The sequence below is a fragment of the Stenotrophomonas sp. 05L414_2 genome, from assembly GCF_056397905.1.
In genome coordinates this window covers 1-17,864 of record NZ_JBFTOJ010000079.1, presented here as the reverse complement: position 1 = coordinate 17,864, position 17,864 = coordinate 1, and the positions used below count along the sequence as shown (strand labels likewise).

General features: G+C 64.2%; 19 protein-coding genes and 1 pseudogene. 15 read left to right on the top strand and 5 right to left on the bottom strand.

Annotated elements, in window-relative coordinates; translation table 11 throughout:
• The coding region (locus AC1DJN_RS12535) for a LysR family transcriptional regulator (RefSeq protein ID WP_478039268.1) at window positions 1-217 on the bottom strand (217 nt) is incomplete at its 3' end.
• A 130-nt stretch (window positions 218-347) separates the two neighbouring features.
• Between AC1DJN_RS12535 and AC1DJN_RS12530 the strand changes: the two genes are divergently transcribed.
• The 8 genes from AC1DJN_RS12530 (at window position 348) to AC1DJN_RS12495 (ending at window position 10,899) form a co-directional block, all read left to right on the top strand.
• A complete protein-coding gene (locus AC1DJN_RS12530) occupies window positions 348-1,385 on the top strand; it encodes an alpha/beta hydrolase (protein WP_442251107.1) in 1,038 nt (345 codons plus the stop codon).
• Window positions 1,382-2,584 carry an MFS transporter gene (locus AC1DJN_RS12525; protein ID WP_478039267.1) on the top strand — a complete coding sequence of 401 codons (1,203 nt, stop codon included), beginning with the start codon at window positions 1,382-1,384 and terminating at the stop codon, window positions 2,582-2,584. The genes AC1DJN_RS12530 and AC1DJN_RS12525 overlap by 4 nt, the downstream gene beginning before the upstream one ends.
• A gap of 163 nt (window positions 2,585-2,747) precedes the next feature.
• The gene (locus AC1DJN_RS12520) at window positions 2,748-3,374 is read left to right on the top strand and encodes a TetR/AcrR family transcriptional regulator (protein WP_478039266.1); all 627 of its coding nucleotides are present in this window, start codon (window positions 2,748-2,750) and stop codon (window positions 3,372-3,374) included.
• A gap of 65 nt (window positions 3,375-3,439) precedes the next feature.
• Window positions 3,440-4,552 carry an efflux RND transporter periplasmic adaptor subunit gene (locus tag AC1DJN_RS12515; RefSeq protein ID WP_442251110.1) on the top strand — a complete coding sequence of 371 codons (1,113 nt, stop codon included), beginning with the start codon at window positions 3,440-3,442 and terminating at the stop codon, window positions 4,550-4,552.
• Window positions 4,549-7,614, top strand: a complete 3,066-nt coding sequence (locus tag AC1DJN_RS12510) for an efflux RND transporter permease subunit (protein ID WP_442251111.1) — start codon at window positions 4,549-4,551, stop codon at window positions 7,612-7,614. The genes AC1DJN_RS12515 and AC1DJN_RS12510 overlap by 4 nt, the downstream gene beginning before the upstream one ends.
• A 36-nt stretch (window positions 7,615-7,650) precedes the next feature.
• Window positions 7,651-8,928, top strand: a complete 1,278-nt coding sequence (gene fabF, locus AC1DJN_RS12505) for a beta-ketoacyl-ACP synthase II (RefSeq protein ID WP_478013501.1) — start codon at window positions 7,651-7,653, stop codon at window positions 8,926-8,928.
• Between the two features lie 2 nt (window positions 8,929-8,930).
• Complete coding sequence (locus AC1DJN_RS12500; RefSeq protein ID WP_442251113.1) at window positions 8,931-9,542, top strand: TetR/AcrR family transcriptional regulator; 612 nt, start codon at window positions 8,931-8,933, stop codon at window positions 9,540-9,542.
• Between the two features lie 169 nt (window positions 9,543-9,711).
• Window positions 9,712-10,899, top strand: a complete 1,188-nt coding sequence (locus AC1DJN_RS12495; protein ID WP_478039265.1) for a serine hydrolase domain-containing protein — start codon at window positions 9,712-9,714, stop codon at window positions 10,897-10,899.
• Here the strand turns inward: AC1DJN_RS12495 and AC1DJN_RS12490 are convergent.
• Both AC1DJN_RS12490 and AC1DJN_RS12485 read right to left on the bottom strand, forming a co-directional pair.
• On the bottom strand, window positions 10,851-11,333 hold the full coding sequence (locus tag AC1DJN_RS12490) for a sulfatase-like hydrolase/transferase (RefSeq protein WP_442251115.1): 483 nt from the start codon (window positions 11,331-11,333) through the stop codon (window positions 10,851-10,853). The two genes, AC1DJN_RS12495 and AC1DJN_RS12490, sit on opposite strands and share 49 nt — an antisense overlap.
• Window positions 11,284-11,691, bottom strand: a pseudogene (locus AC1DJN_RS12485) (response regulator transcription factor); the annotation flags it as partial. The pseudogene AC1DJN_RS12485 and the gene AC1DJN_RS12490, both read right to left, overlap by 50 nt.
• A gap of 123 nt (window positions 11,692-11,814) precedes the next feature.
• On the opposite strand from AC1DJN_RS12485, the gene AC1DJN_RS12480 reads away from it, so the two are divergent.
• Both AC1DJN_RS12480 and AC1DJN_RS12475 read left to right on the top strand, forming a co-directional pair.
• Window positions 11,815-12,360, top strand: coding sequence for an NADPH-dependent FMN reductase (locus tag AC1DJN_RS12480; protein WP_442251116.1), 546 nt, complete (start codon window positions 11,815-11,817; stop codon window positions 12,358-12,360).
• A 336-nt stretch (window positions 12,361-12,696) separates the two neighbouring features.
• Entirely contained in the window at window positions 12,697-13,044 is a 348-nt protein-coding gene (locus AC1DJN_RS12475) for an RcnB family protein (RefSeq protein ID WP_263928844.1), read from the top strand.
• A gap of 79 nt (window positions 13,045-13,123) precedes the next feature.
• On the opposite strand, the gene AC1DJN_RS12470 is transcribed toward AC1DJN_RS12475, so the two are convergent.
• Window positions 13,124-13,402, bottom strand: coding sequence for a hypothetical protein (locus AC1DJN_RS12470; RefSeq protein WP_478039264.1), 279 nt, complete (start codon window positions 13,400-13,402; stop codon window positions 13,124-13,126).
• Window positions 13,403-13,543: 141 nt separating this feature from the next.
• Between AC1DJN_RS12470 and AC1DJN_RS12465 the strand changes: the two genes are divergently transcribed.
• From AC1DJN_RS12465 to arsN2, 3 genes are read left to right on the top strand one after another with little or no spacing between them, the layout of a single operon-like run.
• Complete coding sequence (locus AC1DJN_RS12465) at window positions 13,544-14,194, top strand: hypothetical protein (RefSeq protein ID WP_312965701.1); 651 nt, start codon at window positions 13,544-13,546, stop codon at window positions 14,192-14,194.
• Window positions 14,195-14,659, top strand: a complete 465-nt coding sequence (locus AC1DJN_RS12460; RefSeq protein ID WP_312965700.1) for a Rap1a/Tai family immunity protein — start codon at window positions 14,195-14,197, stop codon at window positions 14,657-14,659.
• Window positions 14,559-15,137, top strand: coding sequence for an arsenic resistance N-acetyltransferase ArsN2 (gene arsN2, locus AC1DJN_RS12455; protein ID WP_478027805.1), 579 nt, complete (start codon window positions 14,559-14,561; stop codon window positions 15,135-15,137). Before AC1DJN_RS12460 ends, arsN2 begins: the two co-directional genes overlap by 101 nt.
• A 24-nt stretch (window positions 15,138-15,161) precedes the next feature.
• On the opposite strand, the gene AC1DJN_RS12450 is transcribed toward arsN2, so the two are convergent.
• Window positions 15,162-16,199, bottom strand: a complete 1,038-nt coding sequence (locus AC1DJN_RS12450) for a LacI family DNA-binding transcriptional regulator (RefSeq protein WP_442251117.1) — start codon at window positions 16,197-16,199, stop codon at window positions 15,162-15,164.
• 15 nt (window positions 16,200-16,214) lie between these two features.
• On the opposite strand from AC1DJN_RS12450, the gene AC1DJN_RS12445 reads away from it, so the two are divergent.
• Together AC1DJN_RS12445 and AC1DJN_RS12440 are read left to right on the top strand one after the other, a co-directional pair.
• Window positions 16,215-16,337 carry a hypothetical protein gene (locus AC1DJN_RS12445; protein ID WP_258954267.1) on the top strand — a complete coding sequence of 41 codons (123 nt, stop codon included), beginning with the start codon at window positions 16,215-16,217 and terminating at the stop codon, window positions 16,335-16,337.
• A 267-nt stretch (window positions 16,338-16,604) separates the two neighbouring features.
• The coding region (locus AC1DJN_RS12440) for a TonB-dependent receptor (protein ID WP_478039263.1) at window positions 16,605-17,864 on the top strand (1,260 nt) is incomplete at its 3' end.

Sequence of the window (17,864 nt, the reverse complement as noted above, 5' to 3'; positions counted from 1 at the left end):
GTGCAATGGAGCGCATCAGGCGCTCGCCCGCCTCGGTCAGGGAGACGTTGCGCGTGGTCCGGGCCAGCAGGCGGATGCCCAGGCGCTCTTCCAGCAGCCGCATGGAATGGCTGAGCGCTGAGGGCGTAACACCGAGGCGGACAGCTGCCCTGGTGAAGCTCTGCTCCTGTGCCACCACCAGGAAGGCTTGCAGATCATTGGTCTTCACGCCGTTCATGGGCCAATTGTGAGCGCAACTCAATAATGCATCAACTTTCAGCCGGCTTATCGCGGTAGCGGGCGGCGCCTATCGTGGCGACCTGAGTCCCCACTGAGGCCGTCCGCACATGAAACCCACCACGCTGCTGTTGGCACTGATCGCCAGCCATTTCGTTCCGCAGTCGGCCTTGTCCGCTGAGGCGTCGGCGGCCACAAGAACCGCTGGCGCCGACAATTTCTACAGAAGCGCCAGCGTAAAAGGCGAGCGCGTCAGCTTCCGCAACCAGTACCAGATGGAAGTGGTCGGGACGCTGTACCGGCCTCAGGGCCTGACGCATGGCGGCCGCGCACCCGCCGTGGTGGTCGGACACCCGATGGGCGCGGTAAAGGAGCAGAGCTCACAGCTGTATGCGCAGAAGCTGGCTGAGCAGGGTTTCGTTACGTTGGCGATCGATCTTTCCTTCTGGGGAGAGAGCGCGGGTACCCCGCGGCACCTGGTGTCGCCTGAAATCTATTCGGACGACGTCAGCGCGGCGGTGGAGTTCCTGAGCACGCAGTCGTTCGTGGATCCGCAGCGGATTGGTGGCCTGGGTATCTGTGGCAGTGGCAGTTTCGTGATCAGCGCAGCCAAGATCGACCCGCGCATCAAGGCAATCGCTACGGTCAGCATGTATGACATGGGCGCCGCCGCGCGCCAAGGTCTGAACCACGCGCAATCGCTGGAGCAGCGCAGGCAGATGATCAAGGCTGCAACGGACCAGCGTCTGGTCGAGTTCAACGGCGGGCCGGCAGTCCATGTACCTGGCACCGTGAACAAGCTCGAGGCCGATACGTCCGAAGTGCAGCGCGAGTTCTTTGATTTCTACCGCACGTCGCGTGGCGCTTACACTGCCGAAGGCGAGCGCAGCGACTTGACCACCCAGCCGCTGTTCAGCAGCTTGGTCAAGTTCGTCAATTTCTACCCCTTCAACGATATCGAGACCATCTCGCCCAGACCGATGCTGTTCATCTCTGGCGACCACGCCCACTCGCGTGAGTTCAGCGAGGACGCGTACCGCAGGGCAGGGCAGCCGAAGGAGCTCTACTGGGTGAAGGATGCCGGTCATGTAGACCTGTATGACCGCACCGACCTGATTCCCTTCGCAAGGTTGGCGACGTTCTTCCAGCAAGGCCTGGCTGGGAAATGAGCAGCAACGACGCGACGTCCGACCGGGCCAACTGGGGCGGGGTGCTGGCAATGACGCTGTGCGTGTTCGCACTGATCGCCTCTGAATTCATGCCGGTGAGCCTGCTTACGCCCTTGGCGGCTGACCTTGGCGTGAGCGAAGGGCTGGCCGGGTATGGGATTGCCATCTCTGGTGCCTTCGCCGTGCTGACCAGCCTGTCGATCTCCCGCTTGGCCGGGAGCATCAACCGGAAGACAGTGCTGCTGACGCTCACCGCATTGATGGCGGTATCCGGCGTGGTGGTGGCATTGGCTCCCAGCTACCCGATCTACATGATGGGCCGGGCATTGATCGGCGTGGTGATCGGTGGCTTCTGGTCGTTGTCTGCGGCTACGGCCATGCGGCTGGTGCCAGCAGCGCGGGTGCCGCGAGCACTGGCGATCTTCAATGGCGGCAACGCGCTGGCAACGGTAGTGGCTGCCCCCTTGGGCAGCTACCTTGGCGGCGTGATCGGATGGCGTGGGGCATTCCTGTGCCTCCTGCCTGTGGCCGCCATCGCGCTGGCATGGCAGTGGCTGTGTCTTCCTTCCATGGCCGCAGAACGACGGCAATCCCGGGGCGGGGTGCTGGCCCTGTTGCGGCGGCGGGTGGTGATGTTGGGAATGGCGGCGTGCGGCATCTTCTTCATGGGGCAGTTTGCCTTGTTCACCTATGTGCGCCCGTTCCTGGAAAAGGTCACGGGTGCAGGGGAATCCGCCGTTCCGCTGGTGCTGCTGGCCATTGGTGCAAGCGGCGTTGTGGGCACGCTCGCGATCGGGGCATTCATCAGGCGTGGTCTTTATCGCACACTGGTGGCCGTCCCGATCCTGATGGCGGTGATTGCCGCGGCGCTCGTGGCGCTGGGGCCTCAACTCTGGCCGACGGCCGCACTGTTTTCGGTATGGGGTCTGCTGGCCACGGCTGCGCCGGTGGGTTGGTGGAGCTGGCTGGCACRCACGTTCACCAACAACGCTGAAGCGGGCGGCGGGCTGATGGTAGCGGTGGTGCAGTGCTCGATCGCGCTGGGTTCCAGCCTTGGCGGCCTGCTGCTGGACAGTGCCGGTTTCGCCTGCACATTCCTGGCCAGTGCGGGCTTGCTGCTGTTCGCGGCATTGCTCGCCTATGTCACGGCCGCCGATGCTGCGTCCACATCCGGCTCGGCGGTTGCCGTAGAGGCATGAGGCTGATGAGGCGCGCGACGAGGATCATTGGGCAGCTGCTTTCGCTTTGCCTTGCCTGCTCTTCTGCCGGAGCTGAAAATCAAACAGCCGCCGGGCGGGTGGTGGACCGATACCCAAACGGTCACCATTTGCCGGCGTGACGGCGCGGCGCTACGCTTCCACGATGTCTACTTCGACCTCCGCAGCACTCGACGGCGGGCGCGGCCCCGCCGAGCACGACGTGCGCACCCAGATCATCGTGGCCGCCACCGCGCATTTCAGCCATTACGGCTACGACAAGACCACGGTGTCCGACCTTGCCAAAGCCATCGGTTTTTCCAAGGCTTACATCTACAAGTTYTTYGMSTCCAAGCAGGCCATTGGYGAGGTGATCTGCGCCAATTGCCTCGGTCAGATCGAAAGCGAGGTTCGTCAGGCCCTGCAGGGGGTGCAAGCGCCTGACGATAGGCTGCGTGTGTTGTTCACCGTCATTGTGGAGGCCGGTCTTCGCCTGTTTCTGCAGGATCGGCGCCTGTATGAAATCGCCGTCGCCGCCGCGACGGATCAATGGCCATCAGCGAAGGCGTATCAAGACCGGATCGGGCAGCTTGTTGAAAACATCATCAAGGAGGGACGTGCCTGCGGAGCGTTCGAGAGCCGGACATCACTTGAAGAGACCGGCCGCGCGGTCTATCAGGTCCTGCTTCCTTATCTGAACCCGGTGACGCTGCCGCACCTGGCGCCCTTGCACGAAGAAGCGCCCAAAGCCTTGCAGGAGCTGGTCCTCAGGAGCTTGCAGCCACACCGGTAGTGACTATTGACGAAATGAGTCACTAGGAACAAAATGCGTCCGGACACCCCACTCCGGAAGGCCGCATGCGTCGCCGTTTTGTACTCCCAGCCATTTCCTGTGTTGTTCCGTTGCTCCTTGTGGCCTGCAGCAGGACGGGTGAAAGCGACCCCCGAACCGCGCCGCCCATCGTCCGGGTCGCCCAGGTGCAGCCGGACACGGGAAATGCGCGGACCTTCACTGGCATCGTCGCCGCACGGGTGCAGAGCGATCTGGCCTTCCGGGTGGGGGGCAAGATCACCGAGCGCCTGGTCGAGACGGGGCAGACGGTCAAGCGCGGCGACGTGCTGTATCGAATTGATCCCATCGATCTGAACCTGGCCGCAGCGTCCCAGCAGCAGGCCGTCATCGCAGCCCGTGCGCAGAATGTGCAAGCCACCGCGGACGAGGCGCGCTATCGCGACCTGGCGGCCAAGGGCGTTGTATCCCGGTCGGCCTACGATCAGATCAAGGCTGCCGCAGACGCGGCGTCCGCGCAGCTCAAGGCAGCCGAAGCCCAAGCCCGTGTCGCGCGCAATGCCAGTCAGTACACGGCACTTGTTGCCGATGCCGATGGGGTGGTCATGAACATTCTGGCCGAGCCCGGCCAGGTCGTTGCAGCGGGGCAGATCGTCGCCCGGCTTGTCCGTGCAGGCAGCCGCGAGGCCGTCGTCCAGCTGCCCGAGACACTTCGGCCGCAGATCGGCTCGGCAGCGTCCGCTTCCCTGTTCGGGGCAAGTGGCAGGATTCCGGCACGGTTGCGTGTGCTCTCTGAATCGGCAGACCCCGCAACCCGCACCTTTGAGGCCCGCTACACCCTGGAGGACGGCAGCACGGCATTGCCGTTGGGATCCACCGTGGCGGTAGCGGTTGAAGGCACCGCAGCTGCAGGCAGGGCGGGGGGCGTTGAGGTCCCATTGGGCGCGGTGTTCGATCCCGGCAACGGGGCCGGTGTCTGGGTCATCGGGGGCGAGCCACTCAAAGCCCGTTGGACGCCGGTAGTGGTCAAGCAATTGGGTGACGACCAGGCCCTGGTTGAGGGCGCGTTGAGTGCATCCGACCGCGTGGCCGCGCTGGGCGCGCACCTGCTCCGCGAAGGGCAGGTGGTTCGYCTGGCCGATACCGCCACGACCACCGCTGGCAAGGGAGCCCACCCGTGAGTGGGTTCAACCTGTCGGCGCTTGCGGTGCGCGAGCGCGCGATTACCGTCTTTCTGATCTTCCTGGTCTCGGTTGCCGGCATCGTGTCATTCTTCCAGCTGGGCCGCGCAGAGGACCCGGCGTTCACTGTCAAGGTGATGACAGTGATCACGGCGTGGCCGGGTGCCACGCCCACGGAGATGCAGGACCAGGTGGCCGAGAAGCTGGAAAAACGCCTGCAGGAGCTGCGCTGGTATGACCGCAGCGAAACATATACGCGTCCCGGCCTGTCTTTCACCACGCTGACCCTGCAGGACGGTACGCCTCCTTCGGAGGTGCAGGAAGAGTTCTACCAGGCGCGCAAGAAGATGGCCGACGAAGCCGCAAACCTGCCCGCAGGTGTCATCGGCCCAATGGTCAATGACGAATACGCCGATGTCACCTTCGCGCTGTTCGCGTTGAAAGCCAAGGGCGAGCCGTTCCGCGCGCTTGCACGTGACGCCGAAACCCTTCGCCAGCGCCTGCTGCATGTCCCGGGGGTAAAGAAGGTCAATATCATCGGCGAGCAGTCCGAGCGGATCTATGTGGAGCTTTCCCACCAACGTCTGGCCAACCTGGGCATCACGCCGCAGGCAGTGTTCGCCGCGCTGAACGGGCAGAACGCGTTGACGCCCGCCGGCTCCGTGGAGGCCAAGGGCCCGCAGATTTTCATCCGCCTCGACGGCGCGCTGGATCAGCTGCAGAAGATCCGGGATACCCCCATCGTTGCGCAGGGCAGGACGCTGAAGCTGCAGGACATCGCCACCGTCAAGCGCGGCTATGAAGATCCGTCGACCTTCATGATCCGCAACGGGGGCGAGCCCGCCATGCTGCTCGGGATCGTCATGCGCGACGGCTGGAACGGCCTGGATCTGGGCGCCTCGCTCGACGCTGAGGTCAAGAAGATCAACGACGGCCTGCCGGTGGGGATGGCCTTGGAGAAAGTCACCGATCAGGCGGTGAACATCAGCGCCTCGGTCGACGAGTTCATGATGAAGTTCTTCGTCGCACTGCTGGTGGTGATGGTGGTGTGCTTCGTCAGCATGGGCTGGCGCGTCGGCATCGTGGTGGCAGCTGCCGTACCGTTGACGCTGGCCGCGGTGTTCATGGTGATGGCTGCCACCGGAAAGAACTTTGATCGCATCACGCTCGGTTCGCTGATCCTGGCGCTGGGCTTGCTGGTCGATGACGCGATCATTGCCATCGAAATGATGGTGGTGAAGATGGAAGAGGGCTACAGCCGGATCAAGGCATCGGCCTATGCCTGGAGCCATACGGCGGCGCCGATGCTGGCCGGCACCCTGGTCACGGCCGTGGGCTTCATGCCCAATGGCTTTGCCCGCTCAACTGCCGGCGAATACACCAGCAACATGTTCTGGATCGTCGGCATTGCGCTGATCGTGTCGTGGGTGGTCGCGGTGTTCTTCACGCCCTATCTTGGCGTGAAGCTTCTGCCTGAACTGAAGGCCGTGGAGCGCGGCCACAGCAGTCTCTACGATACGCCGCGCTACAACCGCTTCCGGTCAATCCTGGCGCGCGTGATTGCGCGCAAGTGGCTGGCCGCAGGTTCGGTGATCGGCCTGTTCGTGCTTTCGGTGGCAGGCATGGGGTTGGTGAAGAAGCAGTTCTTCCCCATCTCTGATCGCCCGGAGGTACTGGTCGAGGTACAGATGCCCTACGGCACCGCCATCGAACAGACCAGCCTGGCGGCCAGGAAGGTGGAGAAGTGGCTGTCCGCGCAGGAGGAGTCGAAGATCGTCACGGCCTACATCGGCCAGGGCGCGCCGCGCTTCTACCTCGCCATTTCGCCGGAGCTCCCCGATCCCGCGTTTGCCAAGATCGTCGTCCGCACCGACAGCCAGCAACAGCGCGACGCGCTGAAGGCAAGGCTCCGCCAGGCAGTGGCGGAGGGACTGGCGCCTGAAGCACGCGTGCGCGTCACGCAGCTGGTGTTCGGGCCTTACTCGCCTTATCCGGTGGCCTATCGGGTCAGTGGCCCGGATCCGGATGTCATCCGGGGCATTGCGGCCAAGGTGGAGCAGATCATGCACGCCAGCCCGATGATGCGGACCGTGAACACCGACTGGGGCGTTCGCACGCCAACGTTGCACTTCACGTTGGACCAGGACCGCCTGCAGGCGATGGGCATGACCTCTGCGTCTGTCTCGCAGCAGTTGCAGTTCTTCCTCAGCGGGGTGCCGGTCACTGCCGTTCGTGAGGACATCCGCACCGTCGAAGTGGTTGCCCGATCTGGCGGGGATACGCGCCTGGACCCGGCGCGCATTGCCGATTTCACTTTGGTYGGCGTCGGTGGCCAGCGCGTGCCGTTGTCCCAGATCGGCGCTGTCGAAGTGCGCATGGAAGAGCCGGTACTGCGGCGGCGCGATCGCGTGCCGACCATCACCGTGCGCGGTGATATCGACGATGCCCTGCAGCCACCGGACGTATCGGCGGCCATCAGCAGGCAGCTTCAGCCACTCATCGCCTCGCTTCCCGAGGGGTATGCCATTGCCCAGGCCGGCGCCATTGAAGAGTCCGGCAAGGCGATGAGCGCCATGCTGCCGCTGTTCCCGATCATGCTGGCGATCACCTTGCTGATCATCATCCTGCAGGTGCGCTCGATCTCCGCAATGATCATGGTCTTCATGACCAGCCCCCTCGGCCTGATCGGCGTGGTCCCGACCCTGCTGTTGTTCCAGCAGCCGTTTGGCATCAACGCCCTGGTTGGACTGATTGCATTGTCGGGCATCCTGATGCGCAACACGCTCATCCTTATCGGTCAGATCCACGAAAACGAAGAAGCCGGGATGGAAACCTTCCACGCGATCATCGAGGCGACGGTTCACCGGGCGCGCCCGGTGATCCTGACCTCCCTGGCAGCGGTGCTGGCCTTCATTCCGCTGACCCATTCGGTGTTCTGGGGAACGCTTGCCTACACGTTGATCGGCGGCACCATCGCCGGCACCGTGATGACGCTGGTCTTCCTCCCGGCGATGTATGCCATCTGGTTCAAGGTCCGAGCGGACAAGACCCGCGTTGCCTGAAAGTGGCTTGGATCTCTTTTACATGGGAAGTGAGTCATGAACATTGCCGACAAAGATCGCATCGTAGTGACCGGAATGGGTGTGGTGAGCCCGCTGGGCTGCGGCGTGGAAACGGTGTGGTCGCGCCTGCTGGCGGGACGTTCCGGAATTGGCCCGCTGGGCGATGCGCTTTCCGCCGGAACGGGCTGCGACGTAGGCGGCCGCGTGCCCGACCGGGTGCAGGATCCTGAGGCGGGCTTCGACTCCAGCGACATCATCGCGCCGAAAGATCTGAAGAAGATGGACCGGTTTGTCGAGTTTGCGCTGGTAGCCGCCCACGAAGCGCTTGCGCAGGCCGGGTGGCGTGAGGCTGATGAGCGTGGCCTGCTGCGAACGGCGACCGTGATTGCGACGGGGATCGGTGGCTTTGGATCCATCGTCAATGCGGTGCACACCACCGAAAGCCGTGGGCCTGGCCGGTTGTCGCCTTTCACTGCGCCTACCTTCCTGGCCAATATGGCGGCAGGGCAGGCGTCGATCCGGTACGGGTTCAAGGGGCCGCAGAGCGCACCCGTCACGGCATGCGCGGCGGGCGTCCAAGCCATTGGTGATGCGGCGCGCCTCATCCGGTCCGGCGATGCGGACATTGCACTGTGTGGTGGCGCGGAAGCTGCGATGCATCGGGTCAGCCTGGGCGGCTTTGCGGCGGCCAAGGCACTGAGCACGTCGTTCAACGACACGCCACAGGCAGCGTCCCGGCCGTTTGATGAGCAGCGGGACGGCTTCGTCATGTCCGAAGGGGCAGGGCTGCTGGTGATCGAGCGGCTGGATCATGCGCTGGCGCGTGGCGCCACCCCGCTGGCCGAGCTGGTCGGCTACGGCACCACCTCCGATGCGTATCATCTGACTGCGGGCCCCGACGACGGCAGTGGTGCGCGCAGGGCGATGGAGATCGCGCTGGCGCAGGCGGGCATTGCCGCCGGGCAGGTCGACCACATCAACGCGCACGCAACCTCGACCCAGGTGGGGGATCGGGCAGAGCTTGCGGCCATGCGTGCCCTGTTCGGTGCCCGCCCAGATCTTCTGATCTCTGCCACCAAGTCCAGCACCGGGCACCTGCTCGGGGCAGCTGGCGGCATCGAAGCCATCTTTACCGTGCTTGCTTTGCGCGATCAGGTCGCACCAGCGACACTCAACCTCGGCCGCCCCGATCCGTTGGCCGAAGGGCTTTCGATCGTCGCCGGCGTGCCGCGCAAGGCTGGCATCGAGTTCGCGTTGACCAATGGATTTGGTTTTGGCGGCGTCAAYGCCAGTGCACTGTTCAGGCGCATGTGAGCGTGGCTGCCTCCAGCGGCTTCCCAAGCAAAACCGCCCTGCGCTGGGAAGGTGCACGGGCGTTGAGCCGGCGCTGGATGCTGGATGCCGCCGGCACTGTGTTTGCTGAAGAAGGGTTCGAGAACGCGACGATGAAGCGTATTGCCGAGGTCTGTGGCGTCACCAAGGCCACGATCTATGCGCACTATCGTGACAAGGCGCGGCTCTACAAGGCGGTCATGGACGGCCATCTGGCATCGATACCGGATGCCCGGCTCGACCCGCACGGAGCAATGGATCTTGGTGATGTGCTGATGCGCATCAGTGGCGGCATCGAACGGTTGGCAGCGGACCCGCCATGCCAGGCCTTCTGCCGGACGCTGTCGCGTTCTGATCATGCACGTGATGTCTACATGGAACACTGGAGCACGAAACTGGAACCGTATCTGGACCTTGCGACACGAGCGATGGCGAGCGCCCCGGTCCGCTCGAGCCACCCGGGTGACAGTGAGAAGTTCCTCAGGCTCATCCTCACAGAACATGGCCTGCCTCATGGGGCGATGCCCGTGTCCGGGAGTGAAGCAACCGTGGGGCTCTTCATGCGCGCCTATGGGATGACGCTGCCGGAGGCCTGAAAGACTCCCCGGGAACATTGAGTCGACGCCTCAAGGCCATCCGGCTTTCGCCATGGCCCGACCAGGCATTCAGCGCACGCTCGATTTCAGTCCAGGAAGCATGACTTCATGCACTGCAGATTGACTACAAATGTAGTCATTATCTCTGTGTCCATTGAAGGATCCTGCCATGAGAGCACCTCTGCTTGCCTGCCTGTTCTTCCTGGCGCTACGCCCGTTTGCGGCCGCAGCCAACACGCCTGATGCCTTGGCAGCGATAGAGCGGAATGCCCGCAACGCGCATTCCGACGCGGTCTACATTGAAAGCGGGCGCGGGGTGCTGCTGCAGATCGCGCCGGCAGCCGGTGAAGACCGCATCCACCTGATGTCGGCGACCAAGTCCGTCGTCGCCCTGGCCATCGGGCTGCTGCTCGATGACGGCAAGCTCGCATCCATCGACGAACCGGTCAGCACGGTGTACCCGGAATGGCGCCAGGGCAGGAAGCGGGACATCACGATCCGGATGTTGATGGACCACACCTCCGGCCTGCAGAACGTGGCCAACGCGGGGGTGGAACTGGAGGGCGCGCCGGATCTGGTGAAGCTGGCGCTGGCGGCCGAGGTGTCCAGCGATCCAGGCACCACCTTCGCCTACAACAACAAGGCGACCAATCTTCTGCCGGACATCGTGCAGCGGCTTGCCGGCAAGCCACTGGATGTCTATCTGGACGAACGGTTGTTCAAGCCGCTTGGCATCACCGGCCATGCATGGATGAAGGACCAGGCCGGGACGCCCATGGGCATGGCCGGACTGTCGTTGTCGGCGGTTGATCTTGCAGCGATCGGACGATTGATGCTGGACGGCGGCGTCACCCCGGACGGCAAGCGGTTGCTGAGCGAACGCTCGGTAGCGTTGATGACCGCCGAAAGCGCGCGTTCCCCCGACGTCGGCCTGTTGTGGTGGCGCATCCCCGCATGGGAGCACTACCGATTGAAGGCCGGTGCAGCCACGCTTCTGAGCGCTCGCAGCATGGATGCCGTGATGCTGGACGCGCTGCTGGCCGCCGACGGCCAGGTATTTGACAGCAAGTCAGCGCTGATCAGCTTCCTGGCCGAACGGCTGGGACCGAGCTGGCCACAGCGCTACGCTGCGGAAATCACTGGGCGTGGACTGRAGCTCGGCGACATCTTCGACATCGACCGAGGGCCGGTAGTGGCATACGCCGCCAACGGCTATCTCGGCCAGCACCTGGTCATTGTTCCCGACAAGGGCGTGGTGGCGGTAAGGCAGATTCAACGGCGGGAGAGCCACAGCGCCCCGCTCGACGATTACGCCGCGTTTCCCATGGATGTACTGCGGCTGGCAGAGACGCTGTGACCGGCCAGTACGCTAGGGAATGCGGCAGCTCGCGAACACATCCAGTCCCGGCTGGTAGATACCGCTGCTGATAGCGAACAGTCCCAGCAGGGAGTGGAAGAGATTGTCGTGGCTGTAGGATCCGGTGCCCGCAGCATRGCGCAGGCAGCCAGATCAAGGCGGGCATGGGTTGCAAAGCCCGGGGAGAACCACATCACCATCGGCACCTGGGTCTGCTCGCGTGGCGCAATGAAGTAGGGCGTTCCGTGCAGATGCAGGCCGCGCTCGCCAAGCGACTCGCCGTGATCGGAGACATAGATCAGTGCAACGTCACGCTGCTCCGAATAGGTCTGCAGCAGGTCGATGGCCTTGCCCAGCAGCCGGTCGGTATAGACCAGCGTATTGTCGTAGGTGTTGGTCAGCCAGCACGCTCTGCACCTGCCGGCCCTGGGCACGGCGGACCAGCGCCTTGATGCGCGCGTCCAGCTCCTTCAGGGAAAAGGGCTTGACCAGGTAATCATCCGCACCCAGCGCGAGCCCCTGCACGCGGTCTTCCACCGGATCACGGGCGGTCAGCATCAGGATCGGAACCGGGTTCTGGAACTTCTCGCGGAGTGTCTGGCACAGTGCCATGCCATCAAGACGGGGCAGCATCAGGTCCAGCAGGATGGCATCGTAATCATTCTGCGTTGCCCTGCGCAGGCCGCTGGCACCATCCCGTGCGTCGTCAAGTACGTAGCCCAGTGGCTCGAAGAACGCGTAAAGGTTGGCAACCAGCTCGGGGTTGTCTTCAATGATGAGCAGTCGTGTCATTGGCTACGTGCATCCGTGCATGAGCACCGGACTTTGGACGATCACCTGTGGTTTGCCAAGTGCGGGGAGGTGCTGCAGGCCATCGCCGGGCGCGGCGACAGGCGGCTGTGATAGCGTGCCAGGATGAAGATCCTTGCCATATCCGGTAGTGCACGCCGGCTGTCCACCAACACCGCATTGCTGAGGGCGCTGGAAGAAATCGCGCCGCCGGATATCGAGCTGACGACCTGCGCCGATCTCGGCGGACTTCCCGTTTTCTCTCCCGACCTTGAAGATCTGCCCTTGCATGACAGCGTCGTGCGCTTCAAGCACTGCATTGAAGCCAGCGATGGCATCCTGATTTCAAGCCCCGAGTACGCAAGAGGCATTCCCGGCGGCCTGAAGAACGCCATGGATTGGCTGGTATCGGGCGACCTTGTGGTTGCAAAGCCCATCGCCTTGGTGCACGCCTCGCATCGCGGCGACGACATGCTCGCGTCTCTCCGGCTTGTGCTGTCGACCATCAGTTCCCGCTTCAACGAGGAACTGTTCCTGCGCTTTCCTTTCATGAAGATGGAGCCGGAGGCCATTGCCAGTGCTGTAAGACAACCGGTCAATCGCGCGCCGGCAGAGGCCTTTCTTCAGGAATTCGCCCGCTACTGCGGCCGACCGCAGGGTGATCGCGCATGATCGATAGCGCGGCCTGCTGACAAGGGCCGTCCGGACACGCACCGTGCGTCCGCAAGGCCCGGCCATGCGCTTGCGGCGTCAGCGGGTCACAGGGGTGCAGATGGGAATAGCCTGCAGCGTCCACGAACTGCGGCAGCGTCCACAGCTGGCCATTGGGCCCCCAGCGCCTGCAGACGCTGTACATGTCGCCGGCAATGAGGGTGAGGGCGCCGCATTGCTGAACGCGGGTTTGCGGGCGCCCATCGGGTCCGGTCGGGCGCACGGATTCATTCACAGGCGCTGCCCTATATTCCGGGTCACAACACCGCATACCGCGGCTGGACCGGGAGCATTCCCATGAAAACCGGACATTTGCTTGGCATTGCCCTGGGCGCTGCAATCACCCTGGTGGCTACCCCTGCCTGGGCCGATCCGCCGCACCATGCACGTGGCAACGGACCGCCGCCCCACGCAGGCGGCCCCCACAACCGCGACGCACCCCCGCCGGGCTGGCAGAAAAAGGCATGGCGCCGCGGTGACCGCTTGCCCTGGGCCGAGGTTGACCGCCGCTACTGGGTGGACGACTACGCGCATTACCGTCTGCGCGATCCCGGCCGCGGTCAGCGGTGGGTGCGGCAGTCGGATACGGAATACCTGCTGGTGGAGATCGCCACCGGCGTGATCATCGACGCCTTGCGTCGCTAGGGATTCCGGCACGAGCCCCCGGGCGGCGCGCAGCCGCCGCGGGGGTAATGGCGGCACGGCCGCCGGTGACATCGCGCTCTCACCCCGGCAACTCGCACTTCATCTTGCCGTCCACGTAATACGGCTTGGGTACGTTCGGGTTGTCGCTGGTCTTCTCAAAGACCACTTCGAACGACGCTGCGTCGGGCGAGCCCTTGCGATCGGTACACGCGTCGTGGAGTTTTTTCTTGAYCGCGGCAATGCCGGCCTCGCGGTTGGCACCGTCGGCGCTGTTGGTCAGGTTCACGGTTTCAGCCAGGGCCAAGGGGCTGAAGGCAGACAGGCAGCCGGCGATCATCAGGGTATGCAGCTTGGTCAAGGGTGCACCTCGCGGAAGTCCAATGAGGCGGTCAGCATAATGCGGGAGCGTTAACAGCACGTGCCCGCTGGCGGCAGTTGGCTTGGCTGATGTTGTTTGGTACAAGCCAAGCTGTCGAAGATCAGAGAATGGGCGCGAGCCATGTCCGAACCCTATTCGGCCCTGCTCAGGCTGCAGCTGCCGCGCGAGCGTCTTGCACGCTGGTTGGCGGCCCCGGTGCCTGCAGCATCGAGGTGGGATGACTGGCGATCCATCGCCGGCCGGTGGCGCCTGCCCGGCGGCGTCGATCTGGCTGCGTCCAGTGATGTGGAGCTGGGTGAATTCCTCTCCGATTGCACTGCAATGCTGGCCCGGCATGCGGACAATCGCGCCGCGTTGGCCGCCCTCCTGGAATCGGCGCAGGCGGAGAACATCAAGGTTGCGGCCTACGATCGGGCCGGGGCGTACTTCGTTGCAGGGTCACTGACGTATTCCGAGAACCTCTATGATCTGGTCGTGTTCCTGGCGATGGCGCGGGGCGCCGCCGATTTCCTTGAGCCTGGCGAGCACGGCGTGGCACTGGTGCACGACTACCTATGGGCCGAGGACGGTGAGCGGGAGACGGTTGCCGCGGTCCACCTCGCCGGCAAGGGCGATTCGGGCTTCATGACGCCGGCGCAGGCCGGCGAGACCGCTGCGACCTTCGATGCAATGGTCGAGTTCATGCTGGACGGAGCGGACGACCCGCAGTTCACTCCACGCAATCAGTTCGACCGTATCCAGGAGCGCGGCCATGCGGCCCAGGAGAACTAGATGACAAGCACAGGCACCCGCAGGGATCCAGTCAGCAGGAGAGCACGCTGCTTGCCCGGCGCCCTTGTGCTCTGCTTCTGCATGCTGGCCGGATCTGCGCTGGCGCAGACATCGCCGGTCACGCGCACCTGGTTCGTGAGCGGAGCAGAGTTGGCCAAGCTCCTGCAGGGCAGGGGTGAAGACGGATTCTGCAGCGGCGATCAGTGCCGGAACCTGGCGAGCGCCCGCGCGGGCGCCTACATCCAGGGCGTTGCGGATACAGGCCGAGGGCAGTGGTGTGGCCAGGGACATATTCTCCCCCATGAACTGGTCGACCGTGTGTCTTCGCACATCCGGCAGCTACCCGCCGAACGACTGCATCAGGATGCCGCATCTCTGGTCATTGAAGCGCTGGAGACTGCGCTTCCCTGCCAGCAGGCGGCGTCTACCAGCGACCGCGCCCACGCCGCGCGGAGTGGGCGATGAGCCCCTGTCGCCGCTGCAGGTCGCCTGGCCGGAACAAAGCGAGAGCTGCCGCATGCGAGTGATGGAGACAGCGTTGTCTGCCGACGTGCTGGCCCTGCTGGAGACCAGCGGCCTGCCTACGGAGGATCTGCGTGCAGGCAGGCCGATCACCTTTCTGGCAGCGTCGTTGAATGGAGAGCTGCTCGGTTGCGTGGGCTATGAATCGAGCCGCGACGTCGTGCTCCTGCGCTCGTTGGCGATCCAGCCGATGTCGCAGGGCAGGGGCCTGGGGCGGCAACTGGTGGTGGAACTGCAGCAGCATGCCAAGGCGGCGGGTGGCAGGACCGTGTTCCTTCTCACGACCACGGCAGCACCGTTCTTCGAGCAGCTTGGCTATGAGCGTGTCGCGCGTGATGCAGCACCGGGATTCATCGCTACGTCGACGCAGTTCAGCGAACTGTGCCCAGGCTCGGCCCAGCTGATGATGCGTCGGCTGTAGGCCGGCCGGGACCCGGCGGGTGCTTCAGCCCCCTTGTCCATCGATGTCCGGCGCCTGCCGCGTTGCGATCCGGGATGCACGGCGTGCAGAGGACAGCGGCGGTGTCGATACCGAGGCGCGCGTGATCAACTGATGCGCAAGTACGTGGTTGACGGTGGCGCGCCTTGAAGAGGAGGGGCGGCGCATTTCCCGCAGCAGGATGTCTATCGCGTTGTCCGCCATCTCTGCGACCGGCTGATGGATGGTGGTCAGTTCCGGCCACACCATGGTCGCGGCGGAGGTATCGTCGAAGCCCACCACCGAAAGATCCCCCGGCACCTGCAGGCCGCGGCGGTGGGCCACTGAAACAACCGCCGATGCCATGTCATCGTTGCTGGCGAAGATCGCACTGGGTGGCGGGACCTGGGCCAGCAGCCGTTCGGCTGCCTCCAGTCCGGAACGGTAGGTGAAGCAGCCGGGTTGCACGAGCGCGTCGTCGTAGCCGATGCCGGCATTGGCCAGTGCATCCCGGTAGCCCTGCCAGCGGTGCGCGCTGGCGGTCTGGTTCGGGTCGCCCTTGATATAGCCGATGCGGGTATGCCCGTGGGCGATGAGGTGCGACACCATGTCATGGCTGGCCTGGCGGTCGTCGATGCGCACGCAGGAGATCCTGTCGCTGAAGCGGCTGGAGGCGATGGAGACGACGGGAATGCCCGCGTTGACGAATACCTCGACGATGTCCTTCGATTCACACAGCGGCGGCGGAAGAATCACGCCTGCCACGGTGGTGGCGAGTTGCCGTGCCGCCTCGCGACGCGCCGGGGCGCCCAGCTCATCCCAGGCAGCGATGACCAGCTGCGCCGCCGACCGGGTGGAACCGCGCAGCGCGCCGACCAGCAGTTCGCGCAGGTAGCTGGAGCTGGGGTTGGTGTAGATCAGGGCGATGCAGGTGTGCTGCGCCGCAGCCAGGGCGGAGGCAGCAGGGTTGGGCCGGTAGTCCAGCGCCAGTACGCTGCGCAGGACGCGTTCGCGGTTGCCTTCGCGTACCCCGGCATGGCCGTTGATGACGCGTGACACCGTCATGGCGGAAACACCGGCATGGGCAGCGACGTCATCGATGGTGATGGCGCTTGCTTTTCGACGGACCGCTTTATGGCCGTTTTTCAAGGCTGGATTCCTTTGCTGCGCTGCATGATGACAAGCGCGATTGCGGATGAGTAGTCTGCGCCGTGACGCGATGGTAGCGCTACCACTGGGCCGGTGTAAGGCCAGCGGATGCCCCCCCTTTACCGCGCGGCTGTTCCGGCAAGTCTGAAAGCGAGTTTGAGTCGCAGTGGGTGCAAAGCGCACTGCGATGTTCGGTGTGGAAGACGGGCGTCGCCCGTACGTGCCCCCAGGAGGGGCGGTACATCCATTCGATCGTATGTCAGAGGGGAGAGTCATGAGCGCTGCTACTTTCCGTCGTACCCCAGGCCGGAGGGCTCGTCGATGAGCCGGACGCTGGCGAAGTTCACTTCCAGGGCCATGTTCACCTTTGTCGGTGGCGTCCTGGTCATCAACCCCGCATTCGCACAAGAGGCGTCAACACCGGCACCCGTCGCCGGGCAGCAGAATCCGCCCAGCCCGACACAGCTGGACACCGTGCAGGTCACCGGCATCCGCAACAGCCTCAGCCAGGCCATGGACATCAAGCGTGATTCGGCCGGCGTGGTGGATGCGATCAGTGCGGAGGACATCGGCAAGTTCCCCGATACCAACCTGGCCGAATCCCTGCAGCGCATCACCGGCATCTCGATCGAGCGCCGTGATGGTGAGGGCGCACAGGTAACGGCGCGTGGTTTCGGCCCTCAGTTCAACATGGTGACGCTCAACGGGCGGCAGATGCCCGGCGCCGATGCGTTCGGTGCGTCGGGGCAGGTCGCCATCGGTGGTGTCGACGGCGGCACCCGTGCCTTCAACTTCGCCCAGCTGGCCGCTGAAGCCATCAATGGCATCGAGGTCTACAAGACCAGCCAGGCCAATGTCCCCAGCGGTGGCATCGGTGCCACCATCAACATCCTGACCTCCCGGCCGTTCGACCACGAGGGCATCGTCGCCAGTGCCGGGGCGAAGGCCGTCTCCGACCGCAGCCAGCCGTTCGGCGACGACCTGACGCCGGAACTGTCCGGCATTTTCAGTTACGCCAATCCCGACAAGACCTTCGGCGTGGGCGTGAGCGCCAGCTACCAGAAACGCAAGGGCGGTTCGGTGCAGGCCACCGACAACTACTGGAACGTGCAGCCGTGGACCGGCGCGATGCCGGGCAACCCGAGGGTGGTCAATGCGCCGGCGATCGGTGCGCTGTATGCGCGGCCGAACGACCTGCGCTATGCCTTCTCCGAATTCGAGCGTGAGCGCATCAACGGCCAGGCCGTGCTGCAGTTCGCGCCGACCGATGCGGTGACCTTGACCCTGGATTACACCTATTCGACCAACGAGATCACTGAAAATCGTGGCGAGCAGGGCATGTGGCTGCAGAACAGCAACTACACCGACGTCGAATTCGATACCAGCGGTGCGGTTGCCACGCCGATCTACATCCGTGAAATCGCCGGCACCAAGGATTTCGGCCTTGAGCAGCAGCGCAGCATGCAGAAGTACAAGCTGGGTTCGCTCGGCCTGAACGCGGTCTGGAATGTGACCGACCGCTTCAAGCTCAGCTTCGATGCGCACAACTCGAAGAACGAAAGCCGCCCGAACGATCCGCTC